We start from the raw sequence: 17,823 nt of genomic DNA, 5'->3' as shown, positions 1-17,823 counted from the left end.
ACGACTCCGTCGGCCGTGGCGTCACGGGCCGCCGTCGCCGCGCGCTTCGGGCAGCGCCTGCGGCACGTCGCCGAGCGAGCGATAGACCGGCTTGCCGAGGCGGCGCGCGAGCGCCACGTCGGCATCCGCGCCGCGCGATTCGCCGTCGATCCGCAGCACCGCGTCGCAGCGGTGCAGCAGCCGGTGCGCGGCCGGATAGAGGAACGTCTCGCTGATCGCGTCGCCGACCTGCGTCGACCCGGCCATCGTGGCGAGCGGCAGCGACACCCATTCGGCGATCAGCGGCACGTGCCCGCGCCGATAGACGGCCAGCGCCGCCTGCTCGAGCCGCGCGAGGTTCGCGGCGATGCGGGCGGCGTCGCCGCCGGTGCCGCTGCGGTACGGGCCGGCCACCAGGATGAGTTGCGGCGTCATGCGCTCCGCCCTCCCGCCGCGTACTGCAACGCCGCGTACTGCAGCAGCATGATCGTCTTCCCGTCGACGATCTCGCCGCGCGCGATCGCCTGCAGCGCCGCATCGAGCGGCATCTCGACGACTTCCAGGTCCTCGCCTTCGTCCGCCAGCCCGCCGCCGTCGCCGGTGCGCAGCGACGCGTCGTATTCGCCGACGAAGAAGTGCAGCTTCTCCGTCACCGATCCCGGGCTCATGAACGCCTCGAACACCTTGCGGACGTTGCGCACGCGATAGCCGGTCTCCTCCTCGGCTTCCGCGCGAATCCGCTCTTCCGGGGTCGCGTCGTCGAGCAGGCCGGCCGCGGCCTCGACCAGCATCCCGTCGTGGCCGTTCACGAACGCCGGCATCCGGAACTGGCGCGTCAGCAGCACGTTGCCGGTCTCGGGATGGCGCAGCAGGATCGTCGCGCCGTTGCCGCGGTCGTAGGTCTCCCGACTGAGCCGCTGCCAGGTGCCGTCGCGGCGGCGAAAATCGAACGTCACCTTCCTCAGCACGTACCAGTCGTCCGACAGCACGACGGTATCGACGATGCGCACCCGGTCCTGCGTTGCAGCCATGACAGCCTCCATTCGACAGATGACGGCGCTGATGGTAACGTGCACATTCGTGCAACATCAAGAAAATTCGTGCAACGCCATGCTGACGACGCAACGCAAGAAAGCCATCCTCGACATGCTCCGCCGCGACGGCCAGGTGCTGGCCGGCGAACTGAGCGCGACCTTCGGCGTGTCGGAAGACACCGTCCGCCGGGACTTGCGCGAGCTCGCCGCGGAGGGCCTGCTGCAGCGGGTTCACGGCGGCGCGCTGCCCGCGTCGCCCGCGACCGCGCCGTTCGCGCAGCGCCAGGATCTCGAAGCGGCCGCCAAGCGCCGCATCGCGCGGCGCGCCGCCGAGATGATCGCGCCGGGTCAGGTCGTGATCGTCGACGGCGGCACCACGTCGGCGCTGCTGGTGAGCCAGCTGCCCGCGGACCTGTCGGCGACGATCGTCACGCACAGTCCGAGCGTCGCCGTCGCGCTCGTCGCGCATCCGTTGGTCGACGTGATCCTGATCGGCGGCCAGCTGTTCAAGCACTCGATCGTGACGGTCGGCGCGGCGGCGATGGAGGCGATCGCACGCGTGCATGCGGACCTGTATTTCATGGGCGTGACGGGCGTTCATCCGGTGGCCGGGCTGACCACCGGCAATTTCGAGGAAGCGGGCATCAAGCGCGCGCTGGCGGGACGCGCGGCGGAAACCGTCGTGCTCGCGTCGTCGTCCAAGCTCAACGCGGCGTCGCCGTTCGTGATCGGCGAGCTCGCGCTCGCGCAGACGATCGTCGTCGAGGAAGCGACCGACGCCGCGCTGACGAAGCCGATCGAGGCGGCGGGCGTGACGGTCGTGCGCGCTTAGCCGCACACAGCGGCGCGCCGCTACGACGGAACTCGGTAAGATGACACGCTTGCCGCTTCCGCCGCCACGCGATGCCCACGCCTTCCACACCGTCCGCACACCCTGCCCCGCGCCCCAGCGCGCTGGCGCTGTTCCTGGCCTTCGCGCAGATCGGCCTGACCAGCTTCGGCGGCGGCCTGAGCGTCCGGATGTTGCGTGACTTCGTCCACACGCGGCGCTGGCTCGGCGAAGAAGAATTTCTCAACGGCCTCGCGCTGTCGCAGGCGCTGCCCGGCGTCAACGTGAAGAACCTCGCGATCTGGATCGGCTACCGCCTGTGCGGATGGCGCGGCGCCGTGGCCGGCTTTGCCGGCGTCATCGTGCCGCCGGCCGTGCTGATCGTCCTGTTCGGCGTCGCGTTCGCGACGCTCACGCGCTTCCCGCTGACCCACGTCGCGCTCGCCGGCGCGGCGGCCGCGGCGATCGGGCTGTCGATCGCGATGGCGCTGACCGCCGTGCGCCGCCTGCCGCGCCGCACGCTGCCGTTCGTCGTGATGACGCTCACGTTCGTGTCGGTTGCCGTGCTGCACTGGCCGCTGGTGTGGACGGTGCTGATCGGCGGCGGCGCGAGCGTCGCGCTCGAATACCGGCGCGCGGCACGCGCATCGGCACGGAGCGATCGCTGATGTCGGCCGCGCACCGCTACGCCGCGCTGCTCGGCGTGTTCGCGCCGCTGTCGATCGCGACGATCGGCGGCGGGCAGGCGGTCATCGCCGATCTCCAGCGTCAGGTCGTCGACGTCCATCACTGGATGACCGCCACGCAGTTCGTCAACGATTTCGCGATCGCCCGGATGGCGCCGGGCCCCGGCTCGCTGCTCGCGACGCTGATCGGCTGGCAGGTCGCGGGCGTCTGGGGCGCGGTGATCGCGACGCTCGGGCTGTTCGGGCCGACCGCGTTCCTGATCTACGGCGTGGCCCACCTGTGGCGGCGGCACGAAGGCGCGCGCTGGCAGATCGCGCTCGAAGCCGGGCTGCGGCCGGTGGCGGCCGGCATGCTCGTCGCGTCGGCCTGGGTGCTGCTGCGGGGGCTCGACGGCGGATGGCCGGCGCGCGCGCTCGCGCTGGCTTCCACGGTGTGCGTGATGCGCACGCGCATCCATGCGCTGGCGTTGATCGCGGCGGGCGCGGGCCTGTTCGTCGCGCTGCGCATGATCGGGCACTGACGCGCACGCCGCCCCGGCGACGAACGCCCGCTTCCGCTTATTCGTCGCCCATTCGCCACCCATTCGCCGCCCATTCGCCGCCTATTCGCCTCGAAACACTGGCCGCCGCCGCTGCGCGAACGCGCGCAGCCCTTCGTCGAAATCCGCGCCCGCGCAGGCCTGCCGCCGCAACTCGGCGATCCGCTCGAGCGCGTCGACCGGCAGCGGCCGCGCGTCCTGCAGCACGCGCAGCTGCTCCTTCACCGCCTGCACCGCGAGCGGCGCCTTCGCGGCGATCGTGCGCGCGACGTCGAGCGCGGCCGCATCGAGCTGGCCGGCGTCGGCGAGCCGGTTCACGACGCCATGGTGCGCGGCGCGTTCGGCGTCGAGCGGCTGCGCGCAGAAGAACATCTCCTTCAGCACGTGAATCGGCAGGTTGTCGCAGAAGCGCAGCAAGCCGCTCGTCGAATACGGCAGGCCGATGTTCGCCGGCGTCATCGCCAGGCTCGCGCGCCGGTCCGCGACGACCAGGTCGCAGCTCATCACGAGATCGACCGCCCCGCCCCACGCGGACCCCGACACCGCGGCGATCACGGCGCCGGGATACGTGCGCACGCGCCGCAGCGCGCGCTCGAGCGGCTTGTCGTACGCGAGCGGATCGCGGTCGTCGGCCAGTTCGCGCAGATCGTGGCCGGCACTCCACACGTCACCGCTGCCGTCGTTCGCGAGAATGACGACGGGCGGCGGCCGAAGGTGCGCCAGCGCATCGAGGTGCTCGACCAGCGCGTCGAGCAGCGTCGCGTCGAGCGCGTGGCGGCGTGCCGGATTCGAGAACGCGACGCGCACGATCCGTTCGTCGAGCCGCTCGACCGTCACGCGCGACGGCGCGGCATCCTGCGTCGGGCGGCTCATTGCATCGCTCCCGCCGGTGCGTCGGCCCGCTCTGCCGTCTCCGCCTGAAACACCGCGCGCCCCGCCAGCAGCGCGTCGATCGCGTCGGCATCGAAGCCCGCTTCGCGCAGCACGGCGATCGTATGCTCGCCGAGCAGCGGCGGCGCGCGGCGCGTGCGCGCCGCCGGCGCGTCGTCTTCCAGGTCGCCGAGCGGCGTGACCACCTGCCGCAACGCGCCGAGCGTCGGATGCGCGACAGTCTCGACGAGCCCGCACTGCGCGACCTGCGGATCGTCGAAGACTTCGTCGAGCGTATGGATCGGCCCCGCCGGCAGCCCGGCCTCGACGAAGCGCTGCGTCCATTCGCGCTTGCCGCGCGTGCGCAGCCGCTGCTCGAGCAGGGCCTTCAGCGCGTCGCGGTTTGCGACGCGCGCATCGTTGGTCGCGAAGCGCGGATCGTCGGGCAGCGCCGGCAGATCGAGCAGCCGGCACAGGCGCAGCCACATGTCGGTCGTGATCGGCGCGAGGTTCAGCGGCCCGTCGGCCGTCTCGAACACGCCGTACGGCGCGATCACCGAATGCGCGTTGCCGGTGCGGCGCGGCACGTCGCCGAGGCTCAGGTAGCGCTGCCCGTGCACGCTCAGCAGCGCGACGAGGCTCTCGAGCAACGACGTGCCGACATGCCGGCCGCGCCCGGTGCGGGTGCGCTCGAACAGCGCGGCGACGACCGCCGTCGCGACCCACATCCCCGAGCTGAGATCGCCGATCGCGGTGCCGGTGCGGGTCGGCTCCCCGTCCGGGAAGCCCGTCAGGCTCATCAGGCCGGCGTAGCCCTGCGCGATCTGGTCGAAGCCCGGCCAGTCGCGCAGCGGGCCGCGCGGACCGAACGCGGTGACGCTGCCCATCACGAGCCGTGGATCGCGCGCGCTCAGCGCGTCGTAGCCGAGCCCCATCGCGTCCATCGTGCCGGCCTTGAAGTTCTCGATCACGACGTCCGCCTGCGCGATCAGCCGCCGCACGACGTCGAGGCCCGCCGGCTGCCGCAGATCCACGCAGATGCCGCGCTTGTTGCGGTTGCAGGACAGGTAGTACGTACTGACGCCGCGATCGAACGGCCCCCACGTGCGGCTCATGTCGCCGTGCGGGCCCGCTTCGACCTTGATCACGTCCGCGCCGAGATCGGCGAGCACCATCGAGCAGAACGGCCCCGACAGCGCGCGGCTCAGGTCGACGACCCGGATTCCTTGTAATGCCTGCATCCTGAACTCCTGAAGATAGGGAGAGTGATAGCGCCGCTCATTCGGGCAGCGTCTGGTGACGGGTCTCGACCGCGAACGGCAGGATCAGGATGCCGAGCACGAACGCGGCCGCGGTCCACGCGATCGGCACGCCGAGCGAGCCGTAGCCGTGAATCGCCGCGCCCAGCACGAAGTTCACCCCGGCGCCGATGAAGCGGCCGGCCGACGCGTTGAACGCGAACGCCGTCGCGCGCACCCGCGTCGGGTACAGCTCCGGCAGCCACAGCGAGAAGATCGCGAAGTTGCCGCCGAAGAAGCCGAGGAACGCGAGCGCGACCATGAACGCGCCGAGCCCGTTCGGCTGGTAGAACGCCCAGCCGAACGCGAACACGATCGCGCCGGCCATGCCCGCGAAGTACAGGCCGAGCGCGGCGCGCCGGCCGACCCGCTCCGCAAGCCACGGCGCGGCGACGCAGCCGGCGATCGTCGCGCACGACAGGATCGCCGCGCCGATCGACGCGAGCCGCAACGCGCCGACGTGGTCGATGCCCGCGCGCGCCGCCAGCGTGCTGACCGCGCTCGCCTCGTAGACCGACCCGGCCCACAGGCCGACGATCGCGACGCCGACGAGACTCGCGCTCGTCAGCGTGCGACGCAGATGCGCGGGTGCGAAGATTTCGCGCAGCGGATGCGCCGGCCGCGCGTCCGCATGCCCCACGTCGTGCCGCCGCCACTGCCCCGGCTCCTTGACGCGCATCACGGTGAAGACCGCGAGCAGCGCGGGCGCGAGGCCGCACAGGAACATCGCGCGCCAGCCATACGTCGCGCCGATCGTGTAGTTCAGGCACGCGGCGATGAAGAAGCCGAAGTAATAGCCGGTCTGCAGGTAGCCCGCGCCCATCTTGCGGCGGTCTTCCGGCCAGCTCTCCGCGACGTAGGTGCCGGCGAGCGCCCATTCGCCGCCGACGCCGATGCCGGCGATCAGCCGGCAGGCGGCCAGCATCCACACGTCGTGCACGAACGCGGCCGCGCCCGTGAACACCGAATAGATCAGGATGCTCGCGGCGAGCGTGCGCACGCGGCCGAAGCGGTCGGCGAGCGGCCCCCAGATGAACGACAGCCCCCAGCCGACGAGGAACAGCGCGAACAGGATCGACCCGTACATGCCCAGGTTCGCGGGCGTCGCTGCGATGCCGGACGCCGGCAGCAGTTCGGTCAGCGCGGGAATCAGCACGAGCGCGTAGATCACCGAATCGACGCCGTCGAGCACCCAGCCCGCATAGACCGCCCAGAAGCCCCTGACCTGCTCGCGCGTGAGCGGCGTGCGCCGCGGCTTCGCGCCGGCAGCGGGCGCGTCGATCGCCTTGAACATCTTCGTCTCCTTGCCGGTCGCGCCGGCGTTCGTCGCCGCCGCCGACCCGGGATGACCGGCGCGCTGGCATTTTTGTGAGGCCAGTATAGGAATCCGATCGATCGCCGAAAAATATGATATTTGTCTTGAGCCATCGGATCGGCTTATGGCTTGAAGCGAAGGGGGACGAGGATGGATCTCAGGCAGCTGCGCTACTTCGTCAAGGTGGTCGAATGCGGCAACGTCACGCATGCGAGCGAGGCGCTGCACGTCGCGCAGCCGGCGGTGAGCCAGCAGATGCGCAATCTCGAGCAGGACCTCGGCATGCAGCTGCTCGAGCGCAGCGTGCGCGGCGTCGCGCCGACGGCGGCCGGCCGCACGCTGTACCGGCATGCGCTCGAGCTGCTGCGCCAGGCCGACGGCACGCGCGAACTGCTGCGTCGCGACGCCGACACGCCGCAGGGGCGCGTGACGGTCGGCATGCCGTCGAGCACCGCGCGCGTGCTCGCGATTCCGCTCGCGCGTGCGGTGCGCGAACGCTATCCGGGCATCATGCTGGAGCTGATCGAGGCGCCGAGCGCGGACCTCGATACGCTGCTCGCGAGCGCGCGGCTCGATCTGGCGATCGTCGTCGACGCAGTCGACACGCGCGGCATTGCGATCCGCCGGTTGCTGACCGAAACGCTGTACCTGATCACGTGGCCCGGGTTTCCGGTGCCGGACGCGCCCGTGCCGCTCGACGCGATCGCGCGCATGCCGCTCGTGCTGCCGAGCGCGCCGAACACGATCCGCAATCGCGTCGACTGGGCGATGCGCGAGGCGGGGCTGTCGTACGAGATCGGTTTCGAGGCGAGCTCGACCGGGCTGCTGTTCGCGGCCGTGATGGCGCAGCTCGGCGTGACGATCCTGCCGTGGACGGCCGCGCACGTGGAAATCGACGAACGCAAGCTCAAGCTCGCGAAGATCGCGCACCGGGCGTTCGTGCGCGACGTGTCGCTGTGCTGGCACGACACGGCGCTGGTCAGCAATGCGGTGCTGAAGGTGAAGGCGGAGATCGTCGGGTTGTTCGATGCGCTCGGCAAGCGGCCGGAGTGGGCGGCGGGGAGCGGGATCGAGCCGTGAATGCGCTGCGGATCCGCTACGCGTGCGCCGTATGGCTGATGGCGCTCGCCACGAAGCGCCTCGAAATGGGGCTCGCCTGCGCGATCTGGGCGGGCGCCAGCACCGCGGCAACGGTCGTCACCGGCATCGTCTGCTTCGGCGAATCCGCTTCGCCGATCAAGCTGGCCGGCGTCGCGCTGGCGGTCTGCGGAATCGTCGCGCTCAATCCGGGCGACGGTTCGCACTAGCGTGGCGGCGGTCGGTTCGATCCGCTCGCCCGGATGCAATCGCTAACCGCCGCGGCGGTCGCGATGCAGCGCCTCCGTGATCGCCCCGAAATCGGCCTGGATGACGGCGAAGATGAACGCGGTGGACATGCCGAACAGCAGCACGCCGCACGACGACTCGATCGCGCCGAGCATCCGCCAGTCGCCGGCCAGCGCAAGGCCCGACGCGCCGCGCGTCGCCATCGTATCGATCGAGTAGAACAGCGCGTCGCCGAACGCGCCCATTGCGTCGAGCCACACGAACACCGCGGCCCATGCAGCCGCCTCCAGCGTGTGCAGCAGGCCAAGAGCCATGCAGATCAACGCGATGATGGCGATCACCTTGCGCAGTTGCGCGTGGATGTTGTCGCGTCGCACGTCGAGCGCATCGCGAACCCGACGGGCGACGACCGCCAGAAAAACCATCGCGGTCGCGTGGACCAGAATGGTCGCCATGCCGAGCAGCACGCCGATCGTCCAGCTTTTCATGAGGGGGATTTCCGTTCGGGGATGGCAAGGCGGAGGGGAGCCAAGATTAACACCGATGGCGGGAATGCCTCTGCGCGGACAATGCCTGCGGGCGTCGCCGGACGTCGCGTCGGCGTTGGAACGCACCCCGTTGCCATCGCGACCGAGTTCCATGTAGAATTACGCGTTCTGCGGGCGTCGTATAATGGCCATTACCTCAGCTTCCCAAGCTGATGACGTGGGTTCGATTCCCATCGCCCGCTCCAAATCATCCTGAGCCTTGTCTCGCAAGGCTCTGCCGGTCGGCCGGAAGTGGCCGCACCCATACTTTTCTCACACCTGCTACTCACTCCTGTCCGAGAATTGGCGCCAGGAGCCTTCCTTGCCTGTCAAGACACCACGGCTGCACCGTGACCGCAAATCGGGCGGACATTTCTTGCGCCACGAACTTCCGGCTATCCTTGCGGGACGCCTCGGGAAGGTCTGCAATCAGCGCGATCGCTCAAGACTGGCGGACTCACGGGGTAAAGAGTCAAACACAGCGTTAGGTCGAGTTTATCGGGGGCGATTGAACATGATGCGGTGGTGTCGATCCTCGTTCACCTTGCTTGCGGTTGCAAGCGCGCTTGGCTTGCTTGCCGGACCTGCGTCGGCGGATGGTTCCGTCAGTTTTTCGGCAGATATCCGACCGCTCATCAAGGCCAGGCCGACGTTCGAAAAGTTTATCGACGAGACGTTCGATATTGCGGATACCGGCTGGGGCACCCGTATCGGCAATGAAGCGATGCCGCATCTAGGTGGCGCTCGAATGGGGCCGTACGAATTTCAGGCCATATGGCACAGTGGCGCGGGAAATGTTCCTGTCACGCTGGTCATCGATACCGATATCAAGTTTCTTGACGGCAAGGGACAGGAGATCACGGACGGCCAGCTGGAAAACGCATTCAGCCTCAAGGAAGCGTTTAGCTCAATCGAGATCGAGCCACCCAAGAACTGAACGCGATACCTGCTTCAGACGCGTTCGTTGCCGGCCAGGAAGCCCCGGCGACGCCGTGGATTGTTTCCGTACAAGCTTCCTGCTATCGCACATTGCCAGGCGCCCGGCGTGCATACGCGAACGCCACGCAAAGCCGATCGATCGAACCCGTGACAGGCTTCCCCGACCACCAGTCGTTATCGACCGTTTTCCCGTCGCCGATCGCAACCCCCACGTGCCAATGGTCCGACGGACATTTCAGCCCCAACGCACCCGAGGTCCGGGGTTTCCAGAACACGACATCGCCCGGCCTCAGGTCCTCGGCCTTGCGAATCTTCGGCCAGGCTGACAACGCCGAATCGACCGCGGACACGGACGCGCGGTTGCCGATCGGATGACCCGCTTCCCTGAGGATCGCGCTCACCGTGTACGCGCACGACAACAGCCCGGGAAATCGCAGTCCTAGATAGCTTCTCCCAGTGGCGGCATTCCATCTTTGCACGCCGTAGAGCGACCCATCCTCCTTCACGGCGGACGGCGCCGCCGACGCAGCGTCGGCGAGTCGATACGCGAGCGGCTGATCGCGCTGCACGAGCGGCCGCGCAGATGCGGTTTCGCTTGCCCTCGCCACCGACAGGCTCGCGATCGAACCCGCAATCAGGATGAGCGCCAAGGCCGAGTTTCGCATTCACCTATTCCCTTCAAATGGACTTCGCGCCGATATTCGAATGCAGGCACGCACGGACGAGGCAGAAAGCCACGAACAGAAACAACGCGCACGACACACGCCGTGCGATTCGTTCGACGTACCCGGCCTTCGTCAACAGCCCGCCATGCAGCGCCGCAACCGGTTACTCCGGCTGAGCCAGCGAGTCTACTCAATTGCCCGGCAACTGGACGGACGATTTTGCGTTGTGCTACTCTACCGACCCCTGCATGGCAGGCCTGTTGCCCGTGGCCGCCTGCTCGACGTTCAGGCAGGCAACTGGGCAAGCAGTTGAATGCAAGTGGAATTTCAGGTCGATGGCTGACTGTCCCGTCGCCCGCTCCACTTTCCGGCTGCATCGCAGCCTGCGCGTCAGCCGCCTCGTCGAAGGCGGCTTTTTTGTACCGCGCGCCGGCCCGGCCGGCGCCGCAACCGCGCCACGGGCCCTCGCCCGCAACCGAGCCTTTCTCTGTCACCGATGATGCACGACGACCCGAACGAAGCCGGCCTGCCGCCGCACGACGACGCCATCCCCGACGAAGCCGCCACCGGCGACGACGCGGTCAATCCGCTGCACCACCGCCGCATCCGCAGCTTCGTCACCCGCGCCGGCCGCGTGTCGACCGGCCAGCGCCGCGCGCTCGACGACTTCGGCCCGCGCTTCGTCGTCCCGTATGCGCCGGAAACGCCCGACTGGAGCGCCGTGTTCGGCCGCAACGCGCCGCGCATCCTCGAAATCGGCTTCGGGATGGGCGCGTCGACCGCCGAAATCGCCGCGCATCGCCCGGACGACGACTTCCTCGGCGTCGAGGTGCACGAGCCGGGCGTCGGCGCGCTGCTCAAGCTGATCGGCGAGCAGGACCTGACGAACATCCGCATCATCCAGCACGACGCGGTCGAAGTGCTCGAGCACATGCTCGCGCCGGACAGCCTCGACGGCGTGCACATCTTCTTCCCGGATCCGTGGCACAAGGCGCGGCATCACAAGCGCCGGCTGATCCAGCCGCCGCTCGTCAAGCTGCTCGCGTCGCGCCTGAAGCCCGGCGCGTACCTGCATTGCGCGACCGACTGGCAGAACTACGCGGAACAGATGCTCGAAGTGCTCGGCGCCGAGCCGTCGCTCGAGAACACGGCCGACAGCTATGCGCCCCGCCCCGACTACCGCCCGGTGACGAAATTCGAGCGGCGCGGGATCCGGCTCGGCCACGGCGTCTGGGACCTGATCTTCCGGAAGCGCGCGAGCTGATCGCCGCGCGGCGCGCATTCGCGCGACCGCATTCGCGCGACCGCATCCGCGCGGCCGCATCCGCGCGGCCGCATCCGGCACGCGCCACCCATACCGCACAAGCAACGACGGCCCGACCGGCATCTGCCGGTCGGGCCGTCCGTCATTGGGCTCGCCGAACCGTGCGTCAGGCGTCAGGACTGGCGTGCGCCGCCCTGTATCACGCCCAGTTCAGCCAGCCGCTGTAACCGACCAGCAGCACGAACAGGCCGAACACGATCCGGTACCACGCGAACGCGGTGAAATCGTGCGACGCGACGTAACGCAGCAGCCAGCGCACGCACGCGAACGCGCTGACGAACGACGCCGCGAGCCCCAGCGCGAACAGCCCGAGCGAATCGACCGTAAACGCGTGCCAGTCCTTGACGGTTTCGTAGAGCGTCGCGCCGAAGATGATCGGAATCGCGAGGAAGAACGAGAATTCGGTCGCGACGCGCCGGTCGAGGCCGAACAGCATCCCGCCGATGATCGTCGAGCCCGAGCGCGACATGCCGGGAACCAGCGCGAAGCATTGCGCGAGGCCGACCTTGAGCGCATCGAGCGGCGTCAGCGCATCGACCGACTGCACGCGCGGCGTCTCGCCTCGCTCACGCTGCCGCGCCTCGGCCCACAGGATGATCGCGCCGCCCACGACAAGCGCGAACGCAACCGGCACCGGCGAAAACAGCACCGCCTTGATCTTCTTCTCGAACAGCAGGCCGAGCGCGACCGCGGGAATCGTCGCGATCACGACGTTGAGCGCGAAGCGCCGCGCATCCGGCCGGCTCGGCAGCCCGGCGACGACCGACACGATCCGGCGCCGATACTCCCAGCACACCGCGAGGATCGCGCCGAACTGGATCACGACGTCGAAGGTCTTCGCGTGCGCATCGTTGAAATTCAGGAAGCTGCCCGCGACGATCAGATGGCCGGTGCTCGACACCGGCAGGAATTCCGTCAGCCCCTCGACGACGCCGAGGATCAGTGTCTTGCAGATCAGTATCCAGTCCATCCGTGGCCCAGTTTCGAAGTGGTCGAAGAAATGGGCCACGCACCCGCCGCGGCCCGCCCGGCCGCGCGCGGCGTGTCGTCACTTCTCGACGATCGCCACGCGTATGCCGTTTGTAAGAATTGTGATTGTACCGGGTTCGTAATTCACGCCGGCGAATTGCAGCTGCTCCGGCTTGAACGTGTAGATCGGATAGTCGGTCAGCAACTGGGTGGCCATCATCCCGGCGGCCGCGCCGATCTGCTGCGCGTACATCTGCGCGTCGCCGTCGAGGGTCAGGTTGTCGACGGCCGGCGCCTTCAGCACGACAGAGCGGCTCGGCACGTCATACGCGAGCTGGCCGGAAACGGTGAACTTGCCGTTGACCGGCGCGCGCAGGAACGGACTCACGAAGCGCGCGTCGAGCTGCACGGCGATGCGGTTCTGGTCCGGCAGCAGGCCGACGACCGGATTCGCGAGCGACACGTCGAGCACCGTCGCGACGGTCTTCTGGTACGGGAACTTGCGCGCGACCGCCTTCTGCACGTCGCCGCGCGAGAACGTGTAGTGGTCGGGAATGAACGGAAACGTCGACGCGCACGCGGCGAGCGACACCGACACGGCGACGGCGGCGGTGCATGCGATGAGGAAGCGGCGCCGACTGGACGCGCGGCTGACGGTCATGCTGAATCTCCTATGGTTGCCGGAATGGGCGCCTGGTCGATCGGAGCCGGTACTTGGACAATGACGCCGGTCCCATGCCTCGCGCTCCGGCCCCATGCCGATGTCAGCGCGGCTGCGACGGCTGCGTCGCGGTTTCGAGCCGGGCGAGCCACGCGAGCGCGTCGGCGCGCGACGCGCCGCACATCTCGGCCGACGGCTGCAGCCCCGAGCAGCACGCGGGGCGCTCGGGCCGGCCGAAGATCCGGCAGCGCAGGTCGTCGCCGAGCTGCGCGCAGCGCACGCCGGCCGGCTTGCCGCCGGGCATCCCCGGAATCGGGCTGGAAATCGACGGCGCGATGCAGCACGCGCCACAGGCCTCGCGGCACGCATGGGGCGGCGGAACTTCGGCGGGCGCCGGGCGGACGGGCATTTCGACGGACAACTCGGCTCTCTCGAACGGAACGACGGCAACAACGCGGCGCCGCACCTCGGGTCCGGCCGCCGCACCCCGCATTGTGCCATCCCCGGCTGCGACGTTATTACACAATGCGGACGAATCGCGCGTTTATATACTCGGAAGCATCTAAAATGCGCGAGACCGCGATGAGCTCAGCCGACACCTTGTTCCGTCCCGATTTGCTCGCGAAGTACGGCGCGAACGGGCCGCGCTACACGTCGTACCCGACGGCGCTGCAGTTCCGCGACGACTTCGACCCGGCCGACTACGTGCGCGCGGCCGGCGACCCGGGCGCATCGTCGAGCGAGCTGTCGCTCTACCTCCACATCCCGTTCTGCAACACGGCCTGCTTCTACTGCGGCTGCAACAAGATCGCGACCAGCAACCGCCGCCGCACGCGCCCGTATCTCGACCAGCTCAAGCGCGAGATGGCGCTGCAGGCCGCGCTGTTCGACCCGGCGCGCCCGGTCACGCAGCTGCACTGGGGCGGCGGCACGCCGACCTTCCTGTCCGACGACGAGACGGCCGAGCTGATGGCGGCGACCCGCGAGCATTTCACGCTGGCGCAGGACGCCGACGCCGAGTTCTCGATCGAGATCGATCCGCGCACGGTCTCGCCGGCGACGCTCGTCCACCTGCGCACGATCGGCTTCAACCGGCTGAGCCTCGGCGTGCAGGACTTCGATCCGGCGGTGCAGCAGGCGATCAACCGCATCCAGCCGCTCGCGATGACGGCCGACCTGCTGAGCGCCGCGCGCACGACCGGCTTCCACTCGGTCAGCGTCGACCTGATCTACGGGCTGCCGCACCAGACGGTCGCGAGCTTCGGCCGCACGCTCGAGACGATCATCGAGCTCGCGCCGGACCGGCTGTCGGTGTTCGGCTACGCGCACATGCCGCACCTGTTCAAGATGCAGCGGCAGATCGACGACGCCGCGCTGCCGTCGCCCGCGACGCGCGTCGCGCTGCTCGGGCTCGCAATCGAGATGCTGACCTCGGCGGGCTACGTGTACATCGGCATGGACCACTTCGCGCGGCCGGGCGACGAGCTGGTGGCGGCCCAGGAAAACGGCACGCTGCAGCGCAATTTCCAGGGCTACAGCACGCGCGCTGACACCGACCTGATCGGCATCGGCGTGTCGTCGATCGGCAAGGTCGGCGACGTCTACGCGCAGAACGCGAAAGACCTGCCCGCTTACGGCGCGGCGCTCGACGCGGGCCGGCTGCCGGTCGCGCGCGGGGTGCGGCTCACGGCCGACGACCGGCTGCGCCGCGACGTGATCACGCAGCTGATGTGCAACCTCGACCTGCCGTTCTCGCACGTCGAGGCCGCGCACGGCATCCGCTTCGCCGACCATTTCGCGCGCGAGCTGGACGCGCTGCGCGCGTTCGAGCGCGACGGCCTGCTGACGATCGCCGGCGACCGCCTGACGATCCACCCGGCCGGCCGGATGGTCGTGCGCAACATCGCGATGGCGTTCGACGCGTATCTCGCCCGCACGCCGCAGCAGCGCTACTCGCGCACGGTCTGAGCGGGGCGCCGGCCGCGCACGCGCGGCCGGTTGTTGATAAAGTGTGGGCCTCGAGTCCGCTGCAGAACCCGCACCATGCGCACCACCAAGGCGACCCACGCGGTCGAACGCCTGAAAACCCGCTCCGGCAACCCCCACCTCGCGGCGGTCGCGATGCCCGGCGGCCTGTTCTATCTCGTCGACCGCTCGGGCGGCGCCGCCGAAAAGCGCTGCGAGCCGCTGCCGCTCGACGAGTTCGTCAAGGTCGTCGACGACCTTGGCCCCAAAAAACCGCGCAAGGCCAGCAAGCTCGACCTCGCGTTCGAGGAACAGATCAAGAACAGCAAGCGATAAGCTGCATTGCAGGGCTTCTGAAGGCTGGCCGGCCACCCGGTTTGGTACAATCGACACGTTTCTCTATCCCCGCTGATAGCCGACCAGGCTGCATGACCACCATGAATATCGAACAAGCGCGTTTCAACATGATCGAACAGCAGATCCGTCCATGGGACGTTCTGGATCTGGAAGTTCTGGGCCTGCTGTCGATCGTCAAGCGCGAGAATTTCGTCCCGGCCGCGTACCGCGACCTGGCGTTCGCCGATCTCGAGCTGCCGCTGCCGGGCGGTCACAAGATGCTGTTCCCGCGCGTCGAGGCACGCGTGCTGCAGGAACTCGCGGTGAAGAAGCACGAGAACGTGCTGCTGATCGGCGCGGGCTCGGGTTACCTGGCCGCGCTGTTCGCGGCGCGCGCGCAGCATGTGACGGCCGTCGACATCGATCCGGTGGTCGCGAAGCTCGCGGAAGACAACCTGCGCAACAACGGCGTGACGAACGCCGAAGTCGCGCTCGGCGACGGCTCGCGCGGCTGGCCGGCGAAGGCGCCGTACGACGTGATCTGCGTCGCGGGCGGCCTGCCCGTCGTGCCGCAGGAGATGCTCGAGCAGCTCAAGGTCGGCGGCCGCCTGTCGGCGTTCGTCGGCGGCCGTCCGGTGATGAAGGCGCAGGTCATCACGCGCATCGACGACACGCAGTACCGTGTCGCCGACGTGTTCGAAACCTACGTCGAGCACCTCGTCAACGCGATCGAGCCGTCGCGCTTCAAGTTCTGAGCCCCGTCATGCAGATCCTGACGCCCGCGATGCTCGCGGACTGGCTCGCCGACCAGACCCGCCCCGCGCCCGTCGTGCTCGACGTGCGCGAGCCGTGGGAAATCGCGACCGCGCAGATCGCGGGCAGCGTGTCGATCCCGATGCAGCAGATTCCCGCGCGCAGCGAGGAACTGGACGACGAAGCCGAGATCGTCTGCGTGTGCCATCACGGGATGCGCAGCGCGCAGGTCGCGATGTTCCTCGAATCGCGCGGCTTCACGAGGCTCTACAACCTGCAGGGCGGGATCGACGCGTGGTCGCGCGACGTCGATCCGTCGGTGCCGCGGTATTGACCTGACTGACCGGCCGGCCACACCTCGCCGGCCACACGAATTGCCCGACGGGCGCGCGCTGCGCGCCCGTTTCTCTTTCCGCCCTACTCCGTTTCCTTCAGCGCTTCCGCGACGATCGCGAACAGCTCGGCAATCTGAGCCTCCTCGACGATGAGCGGCGGCGAGAACGCGAGGATGTCGCCCGTATAGCGCACCATCGCGCCCTTCTGGTAGCACTTGACGAACACGTCGTACGCGCGCGCGCCGGGCTTGCCGTCGCGCGGCTTCAGCTCGACGCCGCCGACGAGGCCGAGATTGCGCACGTCGATCACGTGCGGCGCGTCCTTCAGCTTGTGGATCTCGCGCTCGAACACCGGCGCCATCCGCGCGGCGCGGTCGAACAGCTTCTCGCGCTCGTACAGGTCGATCGTCGCGCACGCGGCGGCGGCCGCGAGCGGGTGGCCCGAATACGTATAGCCGTGGAACAGCTCGATGCCGGCGGGCGCGCCGCCCACGATCGTATCGTGGATCGCGTCGCTCGCCGCGACCGCGCCCATCGGCACCGCCGCGTTGTTGGTGCCCTTCGCCATCGTCAGCAGGTCGGGCGTCACGTTGAAGAACTGCGCGGCGAACGGCGCGCCCAGCCGCCCCCAGCCGGTGATCACCTCGTCGAAGATCAGCAGGATGCCGTGCCTGTCGCACAGCTCCCGCAGGCGCTCGAGATAGCCCTTCGGCGGAATCAGCACGCCGGTCGAGCCGGCGACCGGCTCGACGATCACCGCGGCGATCGTCGACGCGTCGTGCAGCGCGACGAGCCGCTCGAGCTCGTCGGCGAGGTGCGCGCCCCACGCGGGCTGCCCTTTCGAGAACGCGGCTTCGTTGAGGTTCAGCGTATGCGGCAGGTGGTCGACCGACGGCAGCAGCGCGCCCGAAAACGCCTTGCGGTTCGGCGCGATCCCGCCGACCGAGATGCCGCCGAAACCGACGCCGTGATAGCCGCGCTCGCGGCCGATGAAGCGGGTGCGCTGCCCTTCGCCGCGCGCGCGGTGATACGCGAGCGCGATCTTGAGCGCGGTATCGACCGCTTCCGAGCCCGAGTTCGTGAAGAAGATGTGCTTGAGGTCGCCGGGCGTGTGGCGCGCGATCCGGGTGGCCGCCTCGAACGCCTTCGGATGACCCATCTGGAAGGTCGGCGCGAAATCCATCTCTTCCGCCTGCGCCTTCACCGCCGCGACGATCTCGTCGCGCCCGTGCCCGGCGTTCACGCACCAGAGCCCGGCGGTGCCGTCGAGAATGCGACGGCCGTCGTGCGACGTGTAGTACATCCCCTTCGCCGATACCAGCAGGCGCGGCGCGTCCTTGAACTGGCGGTTGGCGGTAAACGGCATCCAGAAGGCGGACAGGTCGGGGGTGTTCGTTTGCTGCTGACTCATGGCGGCTCCTCGGTGGAATCGTTCGGCGCGGCTGCGCGGAGGCAGGGCGCACCGGCGTGATG

At 68.9% G+C, this 17,823-nt stretch carries 23 protein-coding genes and 1 tRNA gene; 13 read left to right on the top strand and 11 right to left on the bottom strand.

Going from position 1 to position 17,823, the window contains the following annotated elements; genetic code table 11:
* Nucleotides 1-21: 21 nt before the first annotated feature.
* Nucleotides 22-414, bottom strand: a complete 393-nt coding sequence (locus tag ACFIMZ_RS05000) for a DUF4406 domain-containing protein (RefSeq protein ID WP_431821669.1) — start codon at nucleotides 412-414, stop codon at nucleotides 22-24.
* Complete coding sequence (locus ACFIMZ_RS04995; RefSeq protein ID WP_431821668.1) at nucleotides 411-1,010, bottom strand: NUDIX domain-containing protein; 600 nt, start codon at nucleotides 1,008-1,010, stop codon at nucleotides 411-413. The genes ACFIMZ_RS05000 and ACFIMZ_RS04995 overlap by 4 nt, the downstream gene beginning before the upstream one ends.
* Before the next feature lie 79 nt (nucleotides 1,011-1,089).
* On the opposite strand from ACFIMZ_RS04995, the gene ACFIMZ_RS04990 reads away from it, so the two are divergent.
* The 3 genes from ACFIMZ_RS04990 to ACFIMZ_RS04980 all read left to right on the top strand — a co-directional run bounded on the left by ACFIMZ_RS04990 (nucleotide 1,090) and on the right by ACFIMZ_RS04980 (nucleotide 3,049).
* Nucleotides 1,090-1,845 carry a DeoR/GlpR family DNA-binding transcription regulator gene (locus ACFIMZ_RS04990; protein WP_431821667.1) on the top strand — a complete coding sequence of 252 codons (756 nt, stop codon included), beginning with the start codon at nucleotides 1,090-1,092 and terminating at the stop codon, nucleotides 1,843-1,845.
* Between the two features lie 71 nt (nucleotides 1,846-1,916).
* Entirely contained in the window at nucleotides 1,917-2,510 is a 594-nt protein-coding gene (locus ACFIMZ_RS04985) for a chromate transporter (protein WP_431821666.1), read from the top strand.
* Nucleotides 2,510-3,049, top strand: coding sequence for a chromate transporter (locus ACFIMZ_RS04980; protein ID WP_431821665.1), 540 nt, complete (start codon nucleotides 2,510-2,512; stop codon nucleotides 3,047-3,049). The genes ACFIMZ_RS04985 and ACFIMZ_RS04980 overlap by 1 nt, the downstream gene beginning before the upstream one ends.
* An 81-nt stretch (nucleotides 3,050-3,130) precedes the next feature.
* On the opposite strand, the gene scpB is transcribed toward ACFIMZ_RS04980, so the two are convergent.
* Genes scpB through ACFIMZ_RS04965 form a run of 3 tightly spaced genes read right to left on the bottom strand, consistent with a single transcriptional unit; the run spans nucleotide 3,131 to nucleotide 6,529 of the window.
* Nucleotides 3,131-3,940, bottom strand: a complete 810-nt coding sequence (gene scpB / locus ACFIMZ_RS04975; RefSeq protein WP_431821664.1) for a methylmalonyl-CoA decarboxylase — start codon at nucleotides 3,938-3,940, stop codon at nucleotides 3,131-3,133.
* A complete protein-coding gene (locus ACFIMZ_RS04970; protein ID WP_431821663.1) occupies nucleotides 3,937-5,178 on the bottom strand; it encodes a CaiB/BaiF CoA transferase family protein in 1,242 nt (413 codons plus the stop codon). Before ACFIMZ_RS04970 ends, scpB begins: the two co-directional genes overlap by 4 nt.
* 37 nt (nucleotides 5,179-5,215) lie before the next feature.
* The gene (locus ACFIMZ_RS04965; protein ID WP_431821662.1) at nucleotides 5,216-6,529 is read right to left on the bottom strand and encodes an MFS transporter; all 1,314 of its coding nucleotides are present in this window, start codon (nucleotides 6,527-6,529) and stop codon (nucleotides 5,216-5,218) included.
* 171 nt (nucleotides 6,530-6,700) lie between these two features.
* Between ACFIMZ_RS04965 and ACFIMZ_RS04960 the strand changes: the two genes are divergently transcribed.
* Together ACFIMZ_RS04960 and ACFIMZ_RS04955 are read left to right on the top strand one after the other, a co-directional pair.
* Complete coding sequence (locus tag ACFIMZ_RS04960; RefSeq protein ID WP_431821661.1) at nucleotides 6,701-7,630, top strand: LysR substrate-binding domain-containing protein; 930 nt, start codon at nucleotides 6,701-6,703, stop codon at nucleotides 7,628-7,630.
* Nucleotides 7,627-7,857: a DMT family transporter gene (locus ACFIMZ_RS04955; protein ID WP_431821660.1), complete on the top strand. Its 231-nt coding sequence runs from the start codon at nucleotides 7,627-7,629 to the stop codon at nucleotides 7,855-7,857. Before ACFIMZ_RS04960 ends, ACFIMZ_RS04955 begins: the two co-directional genes overlap by 4 nt.
* A gap of 42 nt (nucleotides 7,858-7,899) precedes the next feature.
* Here ACFIMZ_RS04955 and ACFIMZ_RS04950 read toward each other — a convergent pair whose 3' ends face one another.
* Nucleotides 7,900-8,517: a two pore domain potassium channel family protein gene (locus ACFIMZ_RS04950; RefSeq protein WP_431821659.1), complete on the bottom strand. Its 618-nt coding sequence runs from the start codon at nucleotides 8,515-8,517 to the stop codon at nucleotides 7,900-7,902.
* A 17-nt stretch (nucleotides 8,518-8,534) separates the two neighbouring features.
* Here ACFIMZ_RS04950 and ACFIMZ_RS04945 point away from each other — a divergent pair.
* Together ACFIMZ_RS04945 and ACFIMZ_RS04940 are read left to right on the top strand one after the other, a co-directional pair.
* Nucleotides 8,535-8,609 (top strand) — tRNA-Gly (locus tag ACFIMZ_RS04945).
* 116 nt (nucleotides 8,610-8,725) lie between these two features.
* Complete coding sequence (locus tag ACFIMZ_RS04940; protein WP_431821658.1) at nucleotides 8,726-9,340, top strand: hypothetical protein; 615 nt, start codon at nucleotides 8,726-8,728, stop codon at nucleotides 9,338-9,340.
* A gap of 82 nt (nucleotides 9,341-9,422) precedes the next feature.
* Here the strand turns inward: ACFIMZ_RS04940 and ACFIMZ_RS04935 are convergent, their stop codons facing one another.
* The gene (locus tag ACFIMZ_RS04935) at nucleotides 9,423-9,992 is read right to left on the bottom strand and encodes a hypothetical protein (RefSeq protein WP_431821657.1); all 570 of its coding nucleotides are present in this window, start codon (nucleotides 9,990-9,992) and stop codon (nucleotides 9,423-9,425) included.
* On the opposite strand from ACFIMZ_RS04935, the gene ACFIMZ_RS04930 reads away from it, so the two are divergent.
* Nucleotides 9,982-10,320, top strand: coding sequence for a hypothetical protein (locus ACFIMZ_RS04930; RefSeq protein ID WP_431821656.1), 339 nt, complete (start codon nucleotides 9,982-9,984; stop codon nucleotides 10,318-10,320). The genes ACFIMZ_RS04935 and ACFIMZ_RS04930 overlap by 11 nt on opposite strands.
* 183 nt (nucleotides 10,321-10,503) lie before the next feature.
* Nucleotides 10,504-11,271: a tRNA (guanosine(46)-N7)-methyltransferase TrmB gene (trmB, locus tag ACFIMZ_RS04925; RefSeq protein WP_431821655.1), complete on the top strand. Its 768-nt coding sequence runs from the start codon at nucleotides 10,504-10,506 to the stop codon at nucleotides 11,269-11,271.
* Between the two features lie 199 nt (nucleotides 11,272-11,470).
* Here the strand turns inward: trmB and ACFIMZ_RS04920 are convergent, their stop codons facing one another.
* The 3 genes from ACFIMZ_RS04920 to ACFIMZ_RS04910 all read right to left on the bottom strand — a co-directional run bounded on the left by ACFIMZ_RS04920 (nucleotide 11,471) and on the right by ACFIMZ_RS04910 (nucleotide 13,370).
* Nucleotides 11,471-12,301 carry an undecaprenyl-diphosphate phosphatase gene (locus tag ACFIMZ_RS04920; RefSeq protein WP_431821654.1) on the bottom strand — a complete coding sequence of 277 codons (831 nt, stop codon included), beginning with the start codon at nucleotides 12,299-12,301 and terminating at the stop codon, nucleotides 11,471-11,473.
* Nucleotides 12,302-12,379: 78 nt separating this feature from the next.
* A complete protein-coding gene (locus ACFIMZ_RS04915; RefSeq protein WP_431821653.1) occupies nucleotides 12,380-12,961 on the bottom strand; it encodes a DUF1439 domain-containing protein in 582 nt (193 codons plus the stop codon).
* A gap of 103 nt (nucleotides 12,962-13,064) precedes the next feature.
* Nucleotides 13,065-13,370, bottom strand: coding sequence for a YkgJ family cysteine cluster protein (locus tag ACFIMZ_RS04910; RefSeq protein ID WP_033355322.1), 306 nt, complete (start codon nucleotides 13,368-13,370; stop codon nucleotides 13,065-13,067).
* 173 nt (nucleotides 13,371-13,543) lie between these two features.
* On the opposite strand from ACFIMZ_RS04910, the gene hemN reads away from it, so the two are divergent.
* The 4 genes from hemN (at nucleotide 13,544) to ACFIMZ_RS04890 (ending at nucleotide 16,349) form a co-directional block, all read left to right on the top strand.
* Nucleotides 13,544-14,929 (top strand): oxygen-independent coproporphyrinogen III oxidase, encoded by a 1,386-nt coding sequence (gene hemN / locus ACFIMZ_RS04905; protein ID WP_431821652.1) that lies wholly within the window; start codon nucleotides 13,544-13,546, stop codon nucleotides 14,927-14,929.
* Between the two features lie 75 nt (nucleotides 14,930-15,004).
* Nucleotides 15,005-15,262 (top strand): hypothetical protein, encoded by a 258-nt coding sequence (locus tag ACFIMZ_RS04900; RefSeq protein WP_431821651.1) that lies wholly within the window; start codon nucleotides 15,005-15,007, stop codon nucleotides 15,260-15,262.
* Nucleotides 15,263-15,363: 101 nt separating this feature from the next.
* A complete protein-coding gene (locus ACFIMZ_RS04895; RefSeq protein ID WP_431821650.1) occupies nucleotides 15,364-16,017 on the top strand; it encodes a protein-L-isoaspartate O-methyltransferase family protein in 654 nt (217 codons plus the stop codon).
* 8 nt (nucleotides 16,018-16,025) lie between these two features.
* Complete coding sequence (locus ACFIMZ_RS04890; protein ID WP_431821649.1) at nucleotides 16,026-16,349, top strand: rhodanese-like domain-containing protein; 324 nt, start codon at nucleotides 16,026-16,028, stop codon at nucleotides 16,347-16,349.
* Nucleotides 16,350-16,432: 83 nt separating this feature from the next.
* Here the strand turns inward: ACFIMZ_RS04890 and ACFIMZ_RS04885 are convergent, their stop codons facing one another.
* Nucleotides 16,433-17,761 (bottom strand): aspartate aminotransferase family protein, encoded by a 1,329-nt coding sequence (locus tag ACFIMZ_RS04885; protein ID WP_431821648.1) that lies wholly within the window; start codon nucleotides 17,759-17,761, stop codon nucleotides 16,433-16,435.
* Nucleotides 17,762-17,823: the final 62 nt, after the last annotated feature.

The organism is Burkholderia sp. F1, assembly GCF_050813845.1.
Classification (GTDB): domain Bacteria; phylum Pseudomonadota; class Gammaproteobacteria; order Burkholderiales; family Burkholderiaceae; genus Burkholderia; species Burkholderia ubonensis.
This window is presented reverse-complemented; position numbering and strand designations above follow the sequence as displayed.

What these genes read in the sequence shown, in the direction of transcription:
- ACFIMZ_RS05000 (WP_431821669.1), bottom strand. Translation starts at nt 414, where the DNA reads ATGACGCCGCAACTCATCCTGGTGGCCGGCCCGTACCGCAGCGGCACC.
- ACFIMZ_RS04995 (WP_431821668.1), bottom strand. Translation starts at nt 1,010, where the DNA reads ATGGCTGCAACGCAGGACCGGGTGCGCATCGTCGATACCGTCGTGCTG.
- ACFIMZ_RS04990 (WP_431821667.1), top strand. Translation starts at nt 1,090, where the DNA reads ATGCTGACGACGCAACGCAAGAAAGCCATCCTCGACATGCTCCGCCGC.
- ACFIMZ_RS04985 (WP_431821666.1), top strand. Translation starts at nt 1,917, where the DNA reads ATGCCCACGCCTTCCACACCGTCCGCACACCCTGCCCCGCGCCCCAGC.
- ACFIMZ_RS04980 (WP_431821665.1), top strand. Translation starts at nt 2,510, where the DNA reads ATGTCGGCCGCGCACCGCTACGCCGCGCTGCTCGGCGTGTTCGCGCCG.
- scpB (WP_431821664.1), bottom strand. Translation starts at nt 3,940, where the DNA reads ATGAGCCGCCCGACGCAGGATGCCGCGCCGTCGCGCGTGACGGTCGAG.
- ACFIMZ_RS04970 (WP_431821663.1), bottom strand. Translation starts at nt 5,178, where the DNA reads ATGCAGGCATTACAAGGAATCCGGGTCGTCGACCTGAGCCGCGCGCTG.
- ACFIMZ_RS04965 (WP_431821662.1), bottom strand. Translation starts at nt 6,529, where the DNA reads ATGTTCAAGGCGATCGACGCGCCCGCTGCCGGCGCGAAGCCGCGGCGC.
- ACFIMZ_RS04960 (WP_431821661.1), top strand. Translation starts at nt 6,701, where the DNA reads ATGGATCTCAGGCAGCTGCGCTACTTCGTCAAGGTGGTCGAATGCGGC.
- ACFIMZ_RS04950 (WP_431821659.1), bottom strand. Translation starts at nt 8,517, where the DNA reads ATGGAACTCGGTCGCGATGGCAACGGGGTGCGTTCCAACGCCGACGCG.
- ACFIMZ_RS04930 (WP_431821656.1), top strand. Translation starts at nt 9,982, where the DNA reads ATGAGCGCCAAGGCCGAGTTTCGCATTCACCTATTCCCTTCAAATGGA.
- trmB (WP_431821655.1), top strand. Translation starts at nt 10,504, where the DNA reads ATGATGCACGACGACCCGAACGAAGCCGGCCTGCCGCCGCACGACGAC.
- ACFIMZ_RS04920 (WP_431821654.1), bottom strand. Translation starts at nt 12,301, where the DNA reads ATGGACTGGATACTGATCTGCAAGACACTGATCCTCGGCGTCGTCGAG.
- ACFIMZ_RS04915 (WP_431821653.1), bottom strand. Translation starts at nt 12,961, where the DNA reads ATGACCGTCAGCCGCGCGTCCAGTCGGCGCCGCTTCCTCATCGCATGC.
- ACFIMZ_RS04910 (WP_033355322.1), bottom strand. Translation starts at nt 13,370, where the DNA reads ATGCCCGTCCGCCCGGCGCCCGCCGAAGTTCCGCCGCCCCATGCGTGC.
- hemN (WP_431821652.1), top strand. Translation starts at nt 13,544, where the DNA reads ATGAGCTCAGCCGACACCTTGTTCCGTCCCGATTTGCTCGCGAAGTAC.
- ACFIMZ_RS04900 (WP_431821651.1), top strand. Translation starts at nt 15,005, where the DNA reads ATGCGCACCACCAAGGCGACCCACGCGGTCGAACGCCTGAAAACCCGC.
- ACFIMZ_RS04895 (WP_431821650.1), top strand. Translation starts at nt 15,364, where the DNA reads ATGAATATCGAACAAGCGCGTTTCAACATGATCGAACAGCAGATCCGT.
- ACFIMZ_RS04890 (WP_431821649.1), top strand. Translation starts at nt 16,026, where the DNA reads ATGCAGATCCTGACGCCCGCGATGCTCGCGGACTGGCTCGCCGACCAG.
- ACFIMZ_RS04885 (WP_431821648.1), bottom strand. Translation starts at nt 17,761, where the DNA reads ATGAGTCAGCAGCAAACGAACACCCCCGACCTGTCCGCCTTCTGGATG.